The organism is Thermofilum sp. (genome assembly GCF_038871435.1).
Taxonomy (GTDB): Archaea; Thermoproteota; Thermoprotei; order Thermofilales; family Thermofilaceae; genus Thermofilum; species Thermofilum adornatum.
This window is the reverse complement of sequence record NZ_JAVZIC010000001.1, coordinates 277244-292305: the sequence shown is the minus strand read 5'-3', so window position 1 is coordinate 292305 and position 15062 is coordinate 277244. Positions and strand designations below refer to the sequence as shown.

12 protein-coding genes are annotated in these 15062 nt (G+C 49.1%); 7 read left to right on the top strand and 5 right to left on the bottom strand.

The features are described from left to right. Genes map through QXT17_RS01550 form a run of 5 tightly spaced genes read left to right on the top strand, consistent with a single transcriptional unit; the run spans position 1 to position 5640 of the window. Positions 1–930, top strand: coding sequence for a type II methionyl aminopeptidase (gene map / locus QXT17_RS01570; protein ID WP_020962595.1), 930 nt, complete (start codon positions 1–3; stop codon positions 928–930). Between the two features lie 44 nt (positions 931–974). Next, a complete protein-coding gene (locus tag QXT17_RS01565; RefSeq protein WP_020962596.1) occupies positions 975–1472 on the top strand; it encodes an adenosine-specific kinase in 498 nt (165 codons plus the stop codon). Between the two features lie 47 nt (positions 1473–1519). Further along, entirely contained in the window at positions 1520–1882 is a 363-nt protein-coding gene (gene pth2, locus QXT17_RS01560; protein WP_020962597.1) for a peptidyl-tRNA hydrolase Pth2, read from the top strand. A gap of 21 nt (positions 1883–1903) precedes the next feature. Continuing rightward, positions 1904–3244: a tRNA pseudouridine(13) synthase TruD gene (gene truD, locus QXT17_RS01555; protein WP_020962598.1), complete on the top strand. Its 1341-nt coding sequence runs from the start codon at positions 1904–1906 to the stop codon at positions 3242–3244. Between the two features lie 2 nt (positions 3245–3246). Next, the gene (locus QXT17_RS01550; protein WP_020962599.1) at positions 3247–5640 is read left to right on the top strand and encodes a tRNA(Met) cytidine acetyltransferase TmcA; all 2394 of its coding nucleotides are present in this window, start codon (positions 3247–3249) and stop codon (positions 5638–5640) included. Between the two features lie 7 nt (positions 5641–5647). Here the strand turns inward: QXT17_RS01550 and QXT17_RS01545 are convergent, their stop codons facing one another. Together QXT17_RS01545 and QXT17_RS01540 are read right to left on the bottom strand one after the other, a co-directional pair. Then, positions 5648–6685 (bottom strand): hypothetical protein, encoded by a 1038-nt coding sequence (locus tag QXT17_RS01545; RefSeq protein WP_020962600.1) that lies wholly within the window; start codon positions 6683–6685, stop codon positions 5648–5650. A gap of 215 nt (positions 6686–6900) precedes the next feature. Continuing rightward, entirely contained in the window at positions 6901–9066 is a 2166-nt protein-coding gene (locus tag QXT17_RS01540) for a CDC48 family AAA ATPase (protein WP_020962601.1), read from the bottom strand. Between the two features lie 151 nt (positions 9067–9217). Between QXT17_RS01540 and QXT17_RS01535 the strand changes: the two genes are divergently transcribed. Next, a complete protein-coding gene (locus tag QXT17_RS01535) occupies positions 9218–10312 on the top strand; it encodes a TGS domain-containing protein (RefSeq protein WP_020962602.1) in 1095 nt (364 codons plus the stop codon). Positions 10313–10317: 5 nt separating this feature from the next. Here the strand turns inward: QXT17_RS01535 and QXT17_RS01530 are convergent, their stop codons facing one another. From QXT17_RS01530 to QXT17_RS01520, 3 genes are all read right to left on the bottom strand, one after another. After that, on the bottom strand, positions 10318–10689 hold the full coding sequence (locus tag QXT17_RS01530; RefSeq protein WP_020962603.1) for a hypothetical protein: 372 nt from the start codon (positions 10687–10689) through the stop codon (positions 10318–10320). A 296-nt stretch (positions 10690–10985) separates the two neighbouring features. Continuing rightward, a complete protein-coding gene (locus tag QXT17_RS01525; protein WP_342783725.1) occupies positions 10986–12140 on the bottom strand; it encodes a zinc ribbon domain-containing protein in 1155 nt (384 codons plus the stop codon). Continuing rightward, positions 12130–12309, bottom strand: coding sequence for a hypothetical protein (locus tag QXT17_RS01520; RefSeq protein WP_342783724.1), 180 nt, complete (start codon positions 12307–12309; stop codon positions 12130–12132). The genes QXT17_RS01525 and QXT17_RS01520 overlap by 11 nt, the downstream gene beginning before the upstream one ends. Positions 12310–13396: 1087 nt before the next feature. On the opposite strand from QXT17_RS01520, the gene QXT17_RS01515 reads away from it, so the two are divergent. Then, on the top strand, positions 13397–14908 hold the full coding sequence (locus QXT17_RS01515; RefSeq protein WP_342783723.1) for a hypothetical protein: 1512 nt from the start codon (positions 13397–13399) through the stop codon (positions 14906–14908). The last annotated feature ends 154 nt before the right edge of the window (positions 14909–15062 follow it).

The following is a 15062-nucleotide window of genomic DNA, read 5'->3' as shown; positions in this document are numbered from 1 at the left end:
ATGTCTATGGAAGCATCTATACTTGAAAAATACAGGAAAGCAGGTCAAATAGCATTAGAGGCCCACAAGCTGGCTGTCAATGTAGCGAACGAGGGGACCCCCCTTCTAGACATAGCAGAAAAAATAGAGAAATTCATAATCTCTAGGGGGGCTTTCCCAGCATTCCCCGTAAACATATCGATAAATGAGGTTGCCGCACACTATACACCTCTCCCAAGCGATGGCCTAGCTGTTCCAAAGGGAAGCGTATTAAAGATCGACATAGGCGTTCACGTGGACGGCTACATAGCAGACACAGCGATAACGATCGCGTTTGACCCTGCATGGAAAAAACTATCAAGAGCAGCCTTCGATGCCTTAAAGTCAGCTGGCGAAACGCTGAGACCAAAGAGGAGCATCTATGACGTTTCCAAGGCGATAAGTGAAGCCATAGCGAGGCATCAATATAGACCAATAGAAAACCTCACGGGACACAAGGTTGAGCGATACAACCTCCATGCCGGGAAAAGCATACCAAATGTTCCAATGTTTGAATATCGCCTCAGTCTCGTGGACAAGGGAGAAGTATTTGCAGTCGAGCCCTTCGCGACCAATGGGAGAGGAATAGTAGAAGACAAGGGATGGAGCAATATCTACCGTGTCGTGTCTGTCAAGAGGGTTCCAGGTGAGGCAAAACTCAACGATGCTTTAGAGGAACTCTGGCGCGAATTCAAGAGCCTACCATTTGCTGCGCGCTGGGCAATCGAGAAGGGTTTTTCACAGAAAGACCTGGACATGTTAGTGAAACATAAACGTCTGTACCACTACCCGAGGCTGGTCGAGATTCAGAAAGGAATGGTTGCACAGTTTGAAGACACCTTTATTATCACGGATAGCGGAGCCACTCCAATTGTCAAGGTCACAGAGAACTTCCAGTACCTTGTCGAATAGCTAGCTAGCGTAAAATTTATTGGGGATCCTGCTATTCTTAACTGATGAGCACCGAGTATAAGATTCTAATTATAGATGTTCCTGTACCAGAAAAAACAAACGTCATAATTGGGCAAACACACTTCATCAAGAGTGTAGAGGACATCGCAGAAGTCGTAGCTACAAGTGTACCCAACGCCAAGTTTGGCCTAGCCTTCAACGAAGCGTCAGGCGATAGACTCGTACGGTTCGACGGAAACGACCCAGAACTTGTCCAGCTAGCAATCGAATCGGCTAAACGTATAGGGGCTGGACACGTTTTTGTTCTATACCTGAGGGACGCATGGCCCATAAACATACTGAATCAGATCAAAAATGTCCAAGAAGTCGCACACGTTTTCTGCGCCACGGCGAACCCAGTACAGGTCGTAGTTATAGAGACATCACAGGGGAGAGGCGTCCTCGGCGTTGTCGACGGTTACACAGTGGTCGGCGTCGAGAAAGAGGAAGACAAGAAGAAGAGGATAGAGTTTCTCCGCCGAATAGGCTACAAGAGAGGATAGAACTTTTTATAAACTTTATTTTTCTTTGTACCGAGCGGTGCTTCAGCTTGGAGAAGCAGGAATTAAAGCAGGTCATTGTGCTGAGGAGAGACCTGGAAATGGGCAAAGGAAAAATGGTTGCACAGGGATGTCACGCGGCTGTAGAGGCGGTTCTGGAAACTATGAAAAGAGACAAACAATTGGTAGAGAGATGGCTCGAGCAGGGACAGAAAAAGATAGTGTTGCGGGTCGATAGCGAGGAAGAGCTCCTGGATCTATATCGCAGGGCACAGGAGCTTGGAATTACTGCTGTCCTAGTTGTAGACAAGGGACTAACCCAGCTACCCCCAAACACTGTTACAGCTCTCGGACTGGGACCTGCACCTGCAGAAGTCCTCGACAAGATAACGGGAAAACTCAAGCTTTTATAGATGGACGTCGAGCCATAGCCTATGGCTTCGTATACGCGGACAAGCTCGGATCTTGACAAATATCTGGGTCTAGAATTCTATGCCTTGGCGTCCCCTGGTACAGGGGGTAGGCTGAAAGAGAGTCTGGAAGATTTCCTCGTGCAGGAGGTCTCAATAGATGGCGAAGTGGCTTCGCCTAAATGTTCGTATGTGGAGGGTGGGGGACAATACACTTGGCTTGTTCTAGAGAAGAGAAAGATAGATACGGTCGCTGCTGTTAAGATAGTCGCCAAGCATTTTGGTCTCAGGCTGAAAGACGTAGGCATAGCGGGGCTCAAAGACACGAATGCTGTTACTTACCAGTTTATCTCCCTGCAGGCCGACGTTACAAAGGAAATGATTGAGGAATTTAACTCTAAACACTCTTACATCAAGTTGCATTGTCCCATGAAGAGGCCTTTTTCACTGCGTCCCGGCTTGCTTTATGGAAACTATTTTACGATCAAAGTGCGGGAAGTAGACTGTCTCAACTGCCTAGAAGACTTAGTTGAGGAGCTTTCAGAGAAAAAGATGGTTCCAAACTACTACGGATACCAGAGGTTTGGGTCTATACGGCCCGTGACACACATAGTTGGCAAAAAAATTTTGAAAGGCGAGTATAAAGAGGCAATAGACGAGCTTTTGCTGAGAATTTTTCCGGGAGAATCTGAAAATTCCCAGAAAGCTAGGAGCTTCCTCAAGGAAACAGGGGACTACCAGCAGGCCCTGGAAATTTTTCCCAAGACGTTGAGGAGTGAAAGAACAATTATAAGGTATCTCGCCAAGCATCCAGGCGACTATGTCGGCGCCTTGAGATCAATAAGTAGCTATATCAAAAAACTGTTTATAGGGGCCTACCAGGCATACCTCTTCAACAGGTTGCTGAGCAAGCGTATGGAGTATGGCTTGTCGTATATTTATCCATCCCCTGGAGACTCTGTTGGCATCTTTAGAAGCACTTCTCAGCCAGTAATCACGGGGCTCCTGAGGGTGAACGAGACAAATCTGTCCAAAGTAAGGGAATGGATCGACAGGGGACAAGCGGCGCTGGTTTTACCGGTCTTTGGGTACAGAAGCCAGCTCTCGCTGGGACGAGTAGGCGATATCGAAAAGGAGCTTCTACGAGAAGAAGAAATAGACATTTCACTTTTCAGGCTGAAATCTATCCCAGAAGCCTCTTCAGCTGGAACCTACAGGATGGCTGCTCTCAAACCAATAGGTCTAGAGCACCAAGTTTTCGGCAACGGTTACGAGATAAAGTTTAGGCTTTACAAGGGGATGTACGCCACGGTCTTGCTCAGAGAGTTTATTAAGCCTTCTGACCCAGCTAAACAGGGGTTTTAGCTATGCCGCTTGTACCTTTGGAACATCTCGACGAAGTACGGGAGGAACTCGTCAAGGCTTCGAAAAGCAAGCATCGGAGGCTACTTGTAATTATGGGCGATGACGACTCGAGGCTTATGGCTACACTGTTAGACTTCCTCTACGAGGTAAAGGACCTCATTGCTTCCGAAAAGGTTCTCTACACTTATCACTCATTCTACTCTGACGGGTCTATGAGGCGAGAGTTCTTCGAGAAAGGCGCCCCCAAGGATATAACAATAGAATACGTTTCTTACCATAAGCTGGACACCGTTCTAGGAAGAACCTATGGGGCATGCATCGCTGACTTCATCAACAACCTCGAGCCAAACGACCTAGGCAAAATAATGGGCGTTGTTAGAGGTGGCGGCATCTATATTTTCCTCATGCCCACGCCCAACAGGCTCATGAGCACTGTAACAAGGTTTCAGAGCAACCTCATCGTCCCAGGCTATACGGACAAAGATCTTAAAAGATACTTCGAGAAGCGCCTCCTCAACAAGCTGATGGAGCACCAAGGCATCGCTATATACGACGCTGACAATAGGTACTGGGTCAAAAAGTTTGGGCAAGTAGCCTCTAGGCTCTACGAGGAGCCCAAACTCGTTTTTCCAGAAAAAAGCAAGATACCCCTCAAGGTTTTTAGACTCGCAGTTACACAGGACCAGGTAGAAGTCCTAAAGATAATTGAAAACTTCTACTCGAAGGCCGAAAAAGAAAAGATGATATTTGTTCTGACAGCTGACCGTGGCAGGGGCAAGTCTTCTGCTATAGGGATAGGTGTAGGCTGGCTTGCTCATAGGTTGCGCCGGGCTAAGGGTAGATGCAACATTATTGTAACTTCTCCTTCCCCCTCCAACGTCCAAGAAGTCTTCAGATTTTCAAGAAAAGTTCTCGAGCTCTTTAAACATGAAGTTGACTCTCATGAGGACGAAGAAGGCTTCATACACAAGGTTACCGCTAAAGGTATAGAAATAGAATATGTTACTCCGTTTGAAGCTTTAAGGACTCGGGGAGACCTGCTCGTCGTAGACGAGGCAGCAAGCATACCAGTTCCCCTGCTCTTCAAATTGCTTGAAAGGTACAACAAGGTAATATACTCCTCTACCGTTCACGGCTACGAGGGCTCAGGCAGAGGCTTCACTATTAGATTCCTGCACAGGATCAGAAACGAGAAAGGGGTCAAGCTCTACGAATACGAGATGGAAGAGCCTATACGCTATGCAAGGGACGACCCAGTAGAGAGATGGACATTCGACACCCTACTCCTTGACGCCGAGCCTAAGGAACTGTCCCAGGAAGACTTCTCCTTGATAGAGTCTCAGCAAGTTGTTTACGTGGCTCCAGACGAAGAAGAGCTGTTCCTGAAAAACGAGGATGAGTTACGGCAGTTCTTCGGAATATATGTCATGGCCCACTACAGGAACAATCCAAACGACCTAGGAATCATGATGGACGCTCCACACCACTTTGTCAGAATGGCTAGGCTCGAAAACGGGAAAATCGTAGTCTCCATGGAGCTGGCAGTAGAGGGAAACATGGACGAAGACCTTTGCAGAGAGTCGGCAAGGGGGGCATGGCTCATGGGGAACATCATTCCAGACAGGGTAATCAAGCACTACAAGATACTAGACTTCGGGAAACTGAAGGGAATACGAGTAGTGAGAATAGCTACACACATATCGGCAATGAACAAGGGACTCGGCAGTTTTGCTCTGGCAAAGCTAGAAGAAGAGGCAAAAGAGAAGGGTTTTGACTGGGTTGGGGCCGGCTTCGGGGTTACCTACGAGCTGTTGAGGTTCTGGCTGAAAAATGGCTTCGTGCCTGTCCACATGAGCCCAGAGAGAAACCCAGTAAGCGGCGAGTACAGCATAATAGTTGTGAAGCCGCTTAGCGAAGAGGCCAAGAAAATAGTCGACGTCATAGCCAAGGAATTCAAGCAGAAATTGCTAGGCTCTTTAGCTTCGCCGTACTTTGACCTCGAACCAGAGGTAGCCCTACTCCTACTCGAAGCACTGCCAGACCCGAATCCAAAGCTGGCTTTGTCTAAGCTCCAGTTGGCAAGGTTTCTGACCTATGCGTGGAGCGACATGACCGTCGAAAACTGCATGGACGTCTTCAACATGGTGACTAAGCACTATTTCCTTTCCTCGAGTCGTCCAACGCTCACAGAGAAACAAAAGCTTCTCCTCGTATCCAAGATCCTCCAGGCCAAAAGCTGGCGGCTCACATGCGATGAGTTAAACATGACGTTGACCGAAGCGACAAGCCTTCTAAAAGAGACTGCCCAGACATTCTCCAGACACTATTTGGGGATAGGAAGCCCCACAGAGGCTGAAAAATACTTCTATCTCCACGTTGACAAGATTGAACCATGAGCGCGAACTATTCTTCTGGAGATAGTTCCCGAATAAGCCTAGCTGTTTCACATAGAGACAGACATAGCCCACAGTTGTCGCAGTTTTTGTTTGCCGTAACGATTGATGTGTGTAGCATGGTGCTGTTTTCTTGTTTGAAGGCTTGTAGGGGGCAAACGTGCTGACAGAAGGGTTCTTTCTCGATGTCTACTGCGGGCACCATTCCCGGTGCAATGTTTGTCCATTTTAATGGCAATGGGCCGATTTTATTACTGGGAACAATCTCGGTCTTAAAGACGAGTGCTGTATCGTATAGTAGTAGGTCGTAGGCGTTTTCTATGTCATGTTCCGTGAGCAAAGTAGGGGCCCTATCACTTATGAATGCTGTCGAGACTTCCAACCCCGCTATGAGCCCTGCCCAAAGGGAGGCGTACACTATTGAGAGTAATGGGCTGTGCAGTCTGAAGAGGTCTCTGCCTATCGTATAGATTGGGTGCGGCGAGAAAATAACTCCGTTTATTCCTGTCTCTACTAGTAATTCGAGCAGGTCTCTTGAAAAGGGGATATTGGGTGTGACCTTCGCCAGGACGGTTTTAGGGGCAATAGATACGAATTCTTCCAGCATGTCAACTGCGTAGGCCTGAAAGCTTCTTGGGTACTGGTGTAGCAGGCCCATGAGGCCGAGGTCAACTTCGTATGCATCTACAAGATTTGAAAAGTTCGATGAGAGTGCTTTTAGCTCTGAGAGCTTTGAAGGAGCCATCGAGGCAACTATCTTTGTCTCTGGAAATTTTTCACGTAGACGTTTAGCCATTGCGAGGACTTCTTCTAGGCTGAACGAGAATGGACGTGACACTGCTAAGTAGTCCAAAGCCGAAGAGTACTTGGCAATATAAATTCTTGTTAGAGAGGGGTTTTCTCTCGTGTCATGGGCAACTGTTGGGAGAAATATGATTGGGGGAGGCTCCTGTTGTTCGTTGCCGAAGATTAAAAGCTTCTTAACTATGATTACGTCTTCGCTACTTATCCCCCATTTGCCATGTAGATTTAGCCCTGCGAACAGCATGTTCTCTTCTCTTATATGCGGGTATAGCTGTCCCGCTATCTACAGGTTTAATATTTCTAAGTTTTACTTATATCTTTTAGTCTCGAGCACTCGCTACACAGCCAAAAATATATTTTACGTTGTCCATAAAGGAAAATAGATGATGTTGGGTATCAAAGATGAGCATATGCAATGATTGGAGAATTCTCGGCTGAAAAATTAAAAAATATTTTTGTCTAGCTCAGCATTCTCTTGAATTCTTCAGCCATTCTCTTGTATTTTTCTATGTCTTCCTTGGTGACGCTCGGCTTTACTATCTGGAGTGCTTGCTCGAAGTGTTTCTTTGTGACCTTTGTTGGTTTACCGGCTTCACGTAGAGCGGCAAGCGCAGCTTCTTTGCAGACGGCGGCCAGGTCTGCTCCTGTGTAGCCTTCTGTCTTTTTGGCTATTTCTAGGAGGTCTACGTCTTCTGCCAGGGGCATTCTCCTCGTGTGTACCTTGAGTATTTCTAGCCTGGCTTTCTCGTCTGGCGGCGGGACATATATCAAGCGGTCAAACCTTCCAGGCCTAAGCAAAGCCGGGTCAATAATGTCGGGCCTATTCGTGGCGGCAATCACGACCACGCCCTCAAGTCTCTCCAGGCCGTCCATCTCGGTGAGTAGCTGGTTGACGATTCTGTCCGTGACGCCCGAATCGAATCTGCCGCCTCGGCGGGGGACTATCGAGTCTATCTCGTCGAAGAAAATTATGCAGGGGGCAGCTTGCCTGGCTTTCCTGAATATTTCCCGGATTGCTTTCTCGCTTTCTCCTACCCACTTGCTGAGCACTTCTGGACCCTTGACGCCTATGAAGTTTGCCTCGCTCTCGGTGGCTACGGCCTTTGCCAAAAGAGTCTTACCCGTTCCAGGTGGACCATACAGCAGGATACCCTTAGGCGGGTCAATCCCCATCTCCTTGAAGTACTCGGGATGCTTTAGCGGCCATTCTACTGCCTCGCGGAGCTGCTGTTTTACTTCTTCTAGTCCACCAATGTCGGTCCAGTGCACTTCTGGAACCTCTATGTAGACTTCTCTGAGTGCGCTGGGCTGCACGTCCTTTAAGGCCTGCATAAAGTCTTCACGTGTGACTTTAAGCTCCTTTAGTATCTCTGTTGGTATCTTTTCGCTCTCGATGTCTATCTTCGGCAGGAATCTTCTTAGGGCATGCATGGCTGCTTCGCGGCAGAGTGCTGCTAAGTCTGCACCAGTATACCCATGTGTTATCTCTGCGAGTTCATCTAGGTTCACGTCGTCGGCCAGCGGCATGTTTCTCGTATGTACTTGAAGTATTTCTCTTCTGGCCCTCTTGTCTGGCACGGGGAAAGCTATTTCCCTGTCGAACCTGCCAGGCCTCCTAAGGGCCGGGTCTATGTCGTCGGGTCTGTTGGTTGCAGCTATGACGATGACTTGTCCTCTTTCCTTTAGTCCGTCCATTAGTGCTAGTAGCTGTGCTACTACTCTCTTTTCTACTTCTCCTGTTACTTCCTCCCTCTTTGGGGCTATGGCGTCGATCTCGTCTATGAATATTATTGCTGGCGCGTTCTTTGTTGCTTCCTCGAATATTTCTCTCAGCCTCTGCTCGCTTTCGCCATAAAACTTACTCATTATTTCTGGACCGTTGATTGCGGTAAAATAGGCCCCAGTCTCATTTGCGACAGCCTTGGCCAGCAGAGTCTTTCCTGTGCCTGGCGGGCCATAGAACAGTACTCCTTTTGGCGGCTCGATGCCTAGATGCTTGAAGAGCTCGGGGTGCCTGAGGGGCAGCTCGACCATTTCACGTATCTTCTGCTTGGCCTCCTCTAGGTCTCCGATGTCTTCATAGGTGACCCGAGGCAGGGCCACTTCTCCAGTGGCAGGCTCCGGTCTGATAACTATCTCTGTCTCGTCTGTTATCTGTACGGCCTGTGCAGGCATCGTAGTTATTACTGTTAGCTGTAAAGCCGTACTAAATATGGGAATCTCTACGACGTCGCCCCTTATGACTGGACGTCCTATTAGCTTGCTCTTCACGTACTCGACTAGGTCAGGGGTCACTTCGAGCCCTATCCTATAGGAAGGTGCAAGCACGACCCTCTTGGCCGGAGAGATTTTTATTTTTCGAACCTTGACGGTGTCTCCAATGCTTACACCGGCGTTTTTACGTATGAGTCCATCCATCCTGATGATCCCTGCGCCTTCGTCCTCTATTGCCTGTGGCCATACAATTGCGACGGTGCTTCTTTTTCCCTCGATCTCGACAACGTCTCCAGGCTCTATTCCTAGCTTGCTCATTGCGGCCCGGTCTATTCTAACGATGCCTCTTCCGACGTCGCGTGAACGCGCCTCTGCTACTCGTAGAACAACTTCTTTTTCCTCAGAACTCATAAATTTCCACCGGTCAACTATCATGCACTAAAATTATAAAAATATTTGCCGTATCCTTTGAATCAGGAATTGAAGCTAGAAACAATGCTTGTCTGTGTGGACTATGCCGACAAATTTACCTGCGGAAGCGAAGAGCAAGTGGAAAAAAGTTATGGAAGCTAGGACTCCAGAGGAAAAACTCCAGGCGCTACAAGAATTTCTCTCGGCTGTGCCCAAGCATAAAGGTACCGAGAGGCTCAGGATGCAGGTTACGCGGCAAATGGCAGCCCTCAAGAAAGAGCTGGAGGAGAGGAAAAAGAAAAAAGTAGGAGGCGGTGAGCAGTTCTTTGTTGAGAAGGAAGGAGATGTCCAGCTGGTCATCCTTGGCTTCCCTGGCTCTGGGAAAACGTCCCTGTTTAGATGCTTAACTGGAAAAGAGGAACCACCAGGGGCTTCTAGGAAGCCTGCTCCAGGAATCCTTGCCTGGAACGGTGTCTATTTCCAGGTGGTAGACACTCCGCCCATCCTGAGCGAGTCTAGCTCCGGAAAGCTGATGGCCCTGGCGCGTAACGCTGACGCGTTGATTCTGACTATTGATTCAACGATGGATGTCTACCTCCAGCTAGACTCTCTCTTGAAGCTACTGGACGACAACAGGATAACGGTCGAGAAGCCCAAGGCGATAGTTGAGATCGAGAAGAGGGCAACGGGCGGCGTAACAATAATTGGGGACTTGATAAACGCCACCACGCAGGACGTGATTTCACTCCTCAGAGAATACAACATATATCACGCCATTGTACGGATACAGGGCAAGGCAACACTAGACGACATAGAAGAGGCAATCTTTGGCTCGTATGCTTACAAGCCAGCAGTCGTAATGCTGACAAAGGTAGACCTCCTGGACGGAAACACGTTGAAAAGCATGGCCGAAAAGCTGATGGAGTCCACTAGCTTGCCAGTACACCTCTTTACAAGCACACAATGTAGCTCGCTCAGAGTCGAGGAGATAGCATCCTACATATTCAAGGAACTAGACCTAATAAAAGTCTATACGCGTAACCCAAAGACAGGAGAAGTAGAAAAAAGACCTATAGTGATAAAAAGGGGAGCGAAAGTGATTGACGTTGCTAGGAAAATCCACTCAGACCTATACAAGAACTTCAAGTATGCAAGGATATGGAGCCCGAGACTGGTCTTCAGCCCACAGAAGGTAGGTAGAGATTTCCAATTGGAGGACGGAGACATAATTGAGATTGTTGCATAATATCATCATCCTCGTCCTATGATTATTTTATCGCTACCCCTCTCTATGCGGAATATTATTTTTCCCCGAAAACATATGTTTTTACCTTCAAAGCCCTCAAGAACAATGCGAGCGTCAATACTTGTAGTGTTGCTTTGCGAAAAACAATACGGAAAAATGGGCGTCTCAGAAACTATTTTCCCATTCACAAAGCAAACGTCCAGACTGTAGACGTTTGTGATTACTGTTCCTGGTGGAGAAAGCCAGATGTAACATAGGTCTCTGGCGAATTCATCATTGGAACTCGGAGACCAAGCTACATACGAGACCCAGAAAGAAAAAACAATCAATGCGGTTGCAATTAGAAGAATGCTGAATAGTGCCTCTGAAATTTCCATTTACCCACCACCGGGTATCAGTATCTCTGCCCCCCACTTGTCTCGTGCGCGCGCCCCCACATCCCGCTCGTCATCCTTTTTTTTCTGAGCGTCCCTTCAACGCGTCCCCGTGTTGGAGTTGGAGGACGCTTGGGGTGTCATGGGGTCAGCTACCTTGCCTCCGCTTAAGGCGGAGACTTGGTAGCTTCATCCCCTCTTCGGTCCCGCGCGCGGGAGCCCACACCTCCGTTAACGGAGGTGTCCCCTTGCGGGGTTCCGGAAGAGCCCTTGCGGGCTGTTCCGGGGGAACGGAGAAGCTAGGATAGTAGCGCTTTGGGGTGCTCCTCCAGCCACTTCAGTAGCGCTTTAGGAAGCGCTTCGTTCTTTGTTATTTTGGCGTAAGCAAGCGCCAACGCGAACGTCGCCATCCTGTCTCTGTTCCATTCCAGCCCGCATTTTTGGCATCGAAAGATTCGTTTGGCTACTTCTACTCCCTTGGATCCGCACTTCGGGCAGAACTTGCCGGAGGCGCGGAGCGACAGGAACTGAGCCCCCTCATAAAGAGACAAATTCCTTAGTAACTTTGACACTCTTCGTATTAGGCCGTTATGTGCTGTGAAATATGTGACTTCGTCAATTAGAATAACTACTTCTCTGTCTTCTTTTATTGCGTCTCTGATTGTTTTTCTCATCCAAGCAGCTACCCTTCTCTTCCATTCTTGATTCAATCTTTTCTCTTTGCTTAGGCATTTTCTGTAAAAGTCTTTGGCCCTCTCTGGCGTCAGCCACAGACCAAATACTTGGTCTGTGGTCTTTTTTCCGGCTATGCTCTGAAGTTTGGCTGAAACTCTACGCAGGAATGTGGCATTCGGCGGCTTGAAGGTAGGCCCTCTAGCCACCTTTATGTTTTCGCCATCAAAGCTAACTAGTGTTGTAACTAATCCATGACTAGTGTTTTCATCGAAACAGATAAGCAAGGTTCTTTGTTGTTCCATATCCTGTTTTCGCCCTATGTTTTCCCGTCTGGCGATTAACCTAAGAAAACCTTTCCTTGTAATTTGGACTACAAAGTCGGGCCTTGCTTCGATACAATTCTCCTCAATTAGTTCCCTGCAGACGCTCTTTCGCAACGGTACTTTCACGTCGTAGCTGGGGATGTTCAATTCACATTTGGACAGGTCGATGACACAGGGCGAGCTTTTATTCCCCCTTATGGTGCCATCTGGCATTTTGAAACGCAGTGGCAAATACACTGCTGGCGGATTGGGCATCGTCCGTTTCCCAGCCTCCTTGACCATTTTCAATACGTTTTGCCACTCAGATATCCACGCTTCCCTGTACAACAGTGTTCCCTTAGTTCTGGCATGACCATTAATGACATCGTGGAAGAGTTGCCTTAGCTTCCCTTTTGTCTCCGTGCCAATCTTTATTTTCCAGACCCTCCACCCCTCCTGCCTTTTTTTATTGTCCATAATCCCACCCTTCGTTGGTGGGTGGGGCGCCCTGTGCGGGCGCGCTGGGCAGGAGTGGCTGGAGGGTCTGGCGATGAGTGTTGGGTTGTTGCTTCCCCGTTCCCCTAAGGGCTCCTGCACGCGGGACCCTGGGCGCGCGCCTCCCAGTAACGGTTCGGCTCGAAGCCACATCCGCAAGCCACGGGGCGGGAGCACCCCATGGCTCAATACCCCGGGCCCGGCTCCCGGGCACTGCTACGCTAGGGGCGACCGTCACCCCATACGGGGCTCATCGCGTCGGCTTCACCCTACCCTCTTCGGGTTCGTCCACCCATAGGCCGGCTCCCCGTGGCTTTTGCCACGGCTCACCGCGTACCCGCGCCGGGGACGGGTACCCCAGCGGCACCGCCCGGCCCCACCCCCTAAGCATTGCAGTCTAGGCATACATGTGCATAGTAATCAGAGAGTCTTCAGAGATGCAAGTTAGGCGTAGCCACCCACCCGCTTTTCCCGCTTCCCCCTAGCCACGGATCCACCGTTCATCCTTCTCAGCGGATCCGCGACCCTCACTGGCCCATCCCGGCTTCGGGGCACAGCCCCTACACTCGGCGCAGGCAAGGCACAGCCATGCCCGCGGGGCCTCGCTCCACCCCCTCACGTGGGGGCGCCACCCTGTGAGGGTGGGGATGGATTTGGGGAAGAGCGGGAAAAGAAAAAAAGATAATTTTAGACGGGTGGGTGGGTCAAAGATTATTATAGGTTGCCGTGTAATAATGTATTTTACTTGATTTCCTACTCGATCAATGTTGAAAATGGTTAGGGATAGGGGCCCGGCGACACTTTCGCCCCACTCTCGCTGTTATGCGCGCCCAAGATCCCACCTAACGTTTTAGCATCGATGCATCACTGTTTCACTGGTGCCCCACATCCCTCCACGGGGCCACTCGCGGGGCCAGTGCAGGCGCATCCCCCGCGGAGTTCATCCATCTAGGGGCTACGCTACAAAGAGACCTGTATTGCGTAGCCCCCTAGACACGTGTCTTCCTCGCCCCACACTTGTGGGGCTCGACACGGCCAGCCAATAATAATTATTACTAGCCCAAAAATATAATTTTCTATTTACATATGTAAAACCTTCTGCCACGCGTCAAGCCCTGCCTAGAAAAGGGTCTTCTCGGCTTGTCACAAGCCTAGGAGGCTCTGGGCTAAAGCGGGCCAAGCGCCGTCTCTAAAACATAAATACAAGTTTATCCACTAGGATATGCGGGCTCAGCTTGGTGAATCTGGAGGAGTGGGATGAAGATGAGTTGGAGAGGGGCACAGAAGCTGTTAATTCATTGCTCGAGAAAGTGGGAAAAGGGGAGAAAATATCATTTCTGGACTTTGCGCCGGAGTTCAAGAAGATCCTGAGGGACAAAACATACGGCATGTGGAGGCCTCCCGGTGATATTCAAGTTATGCTTCGGAGACACGTGGCAAATTTGGCCAGCATGCTTGACAAGGGAAAGCCCGTCCCATCGGTTCTCCTCGTCCCCTTAGAGGCTCGCAGGAGCAAAGCGGATTTTATTGAGTACTACGGGCTTGTGCCAGAGAAAGGAGGCCTCTCCTATGATGTTTTTCTCCAGGAAATAAGGGAGGGAAGAATTCTCCCAATTCTCACTGAAAATCCTACCCAATACAGGGCAGATTTATATCAAGAGATACTGAGGGCATGTGAACAAGGAGAAATACAACAGCCCCCTCCCTTTTTACCGGCTAGAGTATCGCTTTTCATGGCGAAGTTCTCGCTTTCTGTATCAGCTATCCAGGAGGGAATCCCACCAGAGGAAGGATGGAAAGATCTTGTTCTGCAAAAACACCCGGAATACGAATTTAAATTATGGCTAGAGAAGGTAATGAGTATTCTCCCTGATAAAGAAATACAAAATATCCAGAAACAATATCGTCTCCCGCACGGGAATAAGGAATATGTGGCTTCTATTATCGCAACCAGTGCCCATAACCTGTCAATATTTGGCTTTTCCAGCCTAGTCAATCTCTCTCTGGAGCTTCTCAAAAAAGATCCCCCTTTGGGTTTTGAGACTTTAAAGGCTTACGATACCTACCTGCTTTACGGCTACTCAATTGGCTTAGGCGGGCTCCTGACATACGACAGATTTGATTTAGAAGTGATGACAATATTGGGAATTCTCAGAAAGAGACACCTAGTGGCTAGGTTCTTAGGAACCATTAGAAAAGAGGAGAGGGGCACTACGCCACTCGAAGAAGAGACTGTTATATTGTCTCCTGCCGACTTCAGCGTAGTTGGGGGTGCGGTCGAGCTCCCCATCGTTGCGAGGTTCGACGTGGATGACCTGAGAAACGCGCTGAAGAGGGAAAGGGACAAGGAGCTTGAGAAGAACATGCTTGAAGCAATGAGGGCTTTCCAGAGCTACGACTTCGCGAAGTTCCGCGAAAAAAATGAAACCATCAATGAAATCATAGCTGAGAGGATCGCCAAGGAGACGAGGAGCTACTATAGGAGGAGCAAAATCGTGGAAGGAACGTTTATCGCAGGGGGAACTCTCACCCTAGCGGCGGGCGCCATGGCCGTGTACCAGTACCTCCAGCCCCTCCTTTCTTTCTACTCAGCATTCGCAGGTAAAACTTTCGAGGCAATGATAAAGAAGAGAGAAGACGTGGCAAAGTGGCTCGTCTCCAGCTGGCCATTCCAGCAGAAGGGCCTCCCATTCTACCTGTGGCTCCATAACATAAAGCCCGACAAAATCCAAAAGGCACTAAACGCATAGACACCGCTCTCTGCGGCCCGAAACAAGTAAACCTAGGTTATCATTGGCAATTAGCAAAAGCGCGCGCTAAGCGCTACGCGCTGTAGGAGGCGTAAAGCTAAAAGCTAGCTTTCAGGGCCCCAAATACTCTGGTAAGATACCCGATATAGTTATT

Coding starts and splice junctions, on each gene's coding strand:
- QXT17_RS01535 (WP_020962602.1), top strand. CDS start 9,218: ATGGAAGCTAGGACTCCAGAGGAAAAACTCCAGGCGCTACAAGAATTT.
- QXT17_RS01525 (WP_342783725.1), bottom strand. CDS start 12,140: ATGGACAATAAAAAAAGGCAGGAGGGGTGGAGGGTCTGGAAAATAAAG.
- QXT17_RS01530 (WP_020962603.1), bottom strand. CDS start 10,689: ATGGAAATTTCAGAGGCACTATTCAGCATTCTTCTAATTGCAACCGCA.
- QXT17_RS01565 (WP_020962596.1), top strand. CDS start 975: ATGAGCACCGAGTATAAGATTCTAATTATAGATGTTCCTGTACCAGAA.
- QXT17_RS01545 (WP_020962600.1), bottom strand. CDS start 6,685: ATGCTGTTCGCAGGGCTAAATCTACATGGCAAATGGGGGATAAGTAGC.
- QXT17_RS01540 (WP_020962601.1), bottom strand. CDS start 9,066: ATGAGTTCTGAGGAAAAAGAAGTTGTTCTACGAGTAGCAGAGGCGCGT.
- map (WP_020962595.1), top strand. CDS start 1: ATGTCTATGGAAGCATCTATACTTGAAAAATACAGGAAAGCAGGTCAA.
- truD (WP_020962598.1), top strand. CDS start 1,904: ATGGCTTCGTATACGCGGACAAGCTCGGATCTTGACAAATATCTGGGT.
- QXT17_RS01550 (WP_020962599.1), top strand. CDS start 3,247: ATGCCGCTTGTACCTTTGGAACATCTCGACGAAGTACGGGAGGAACTC.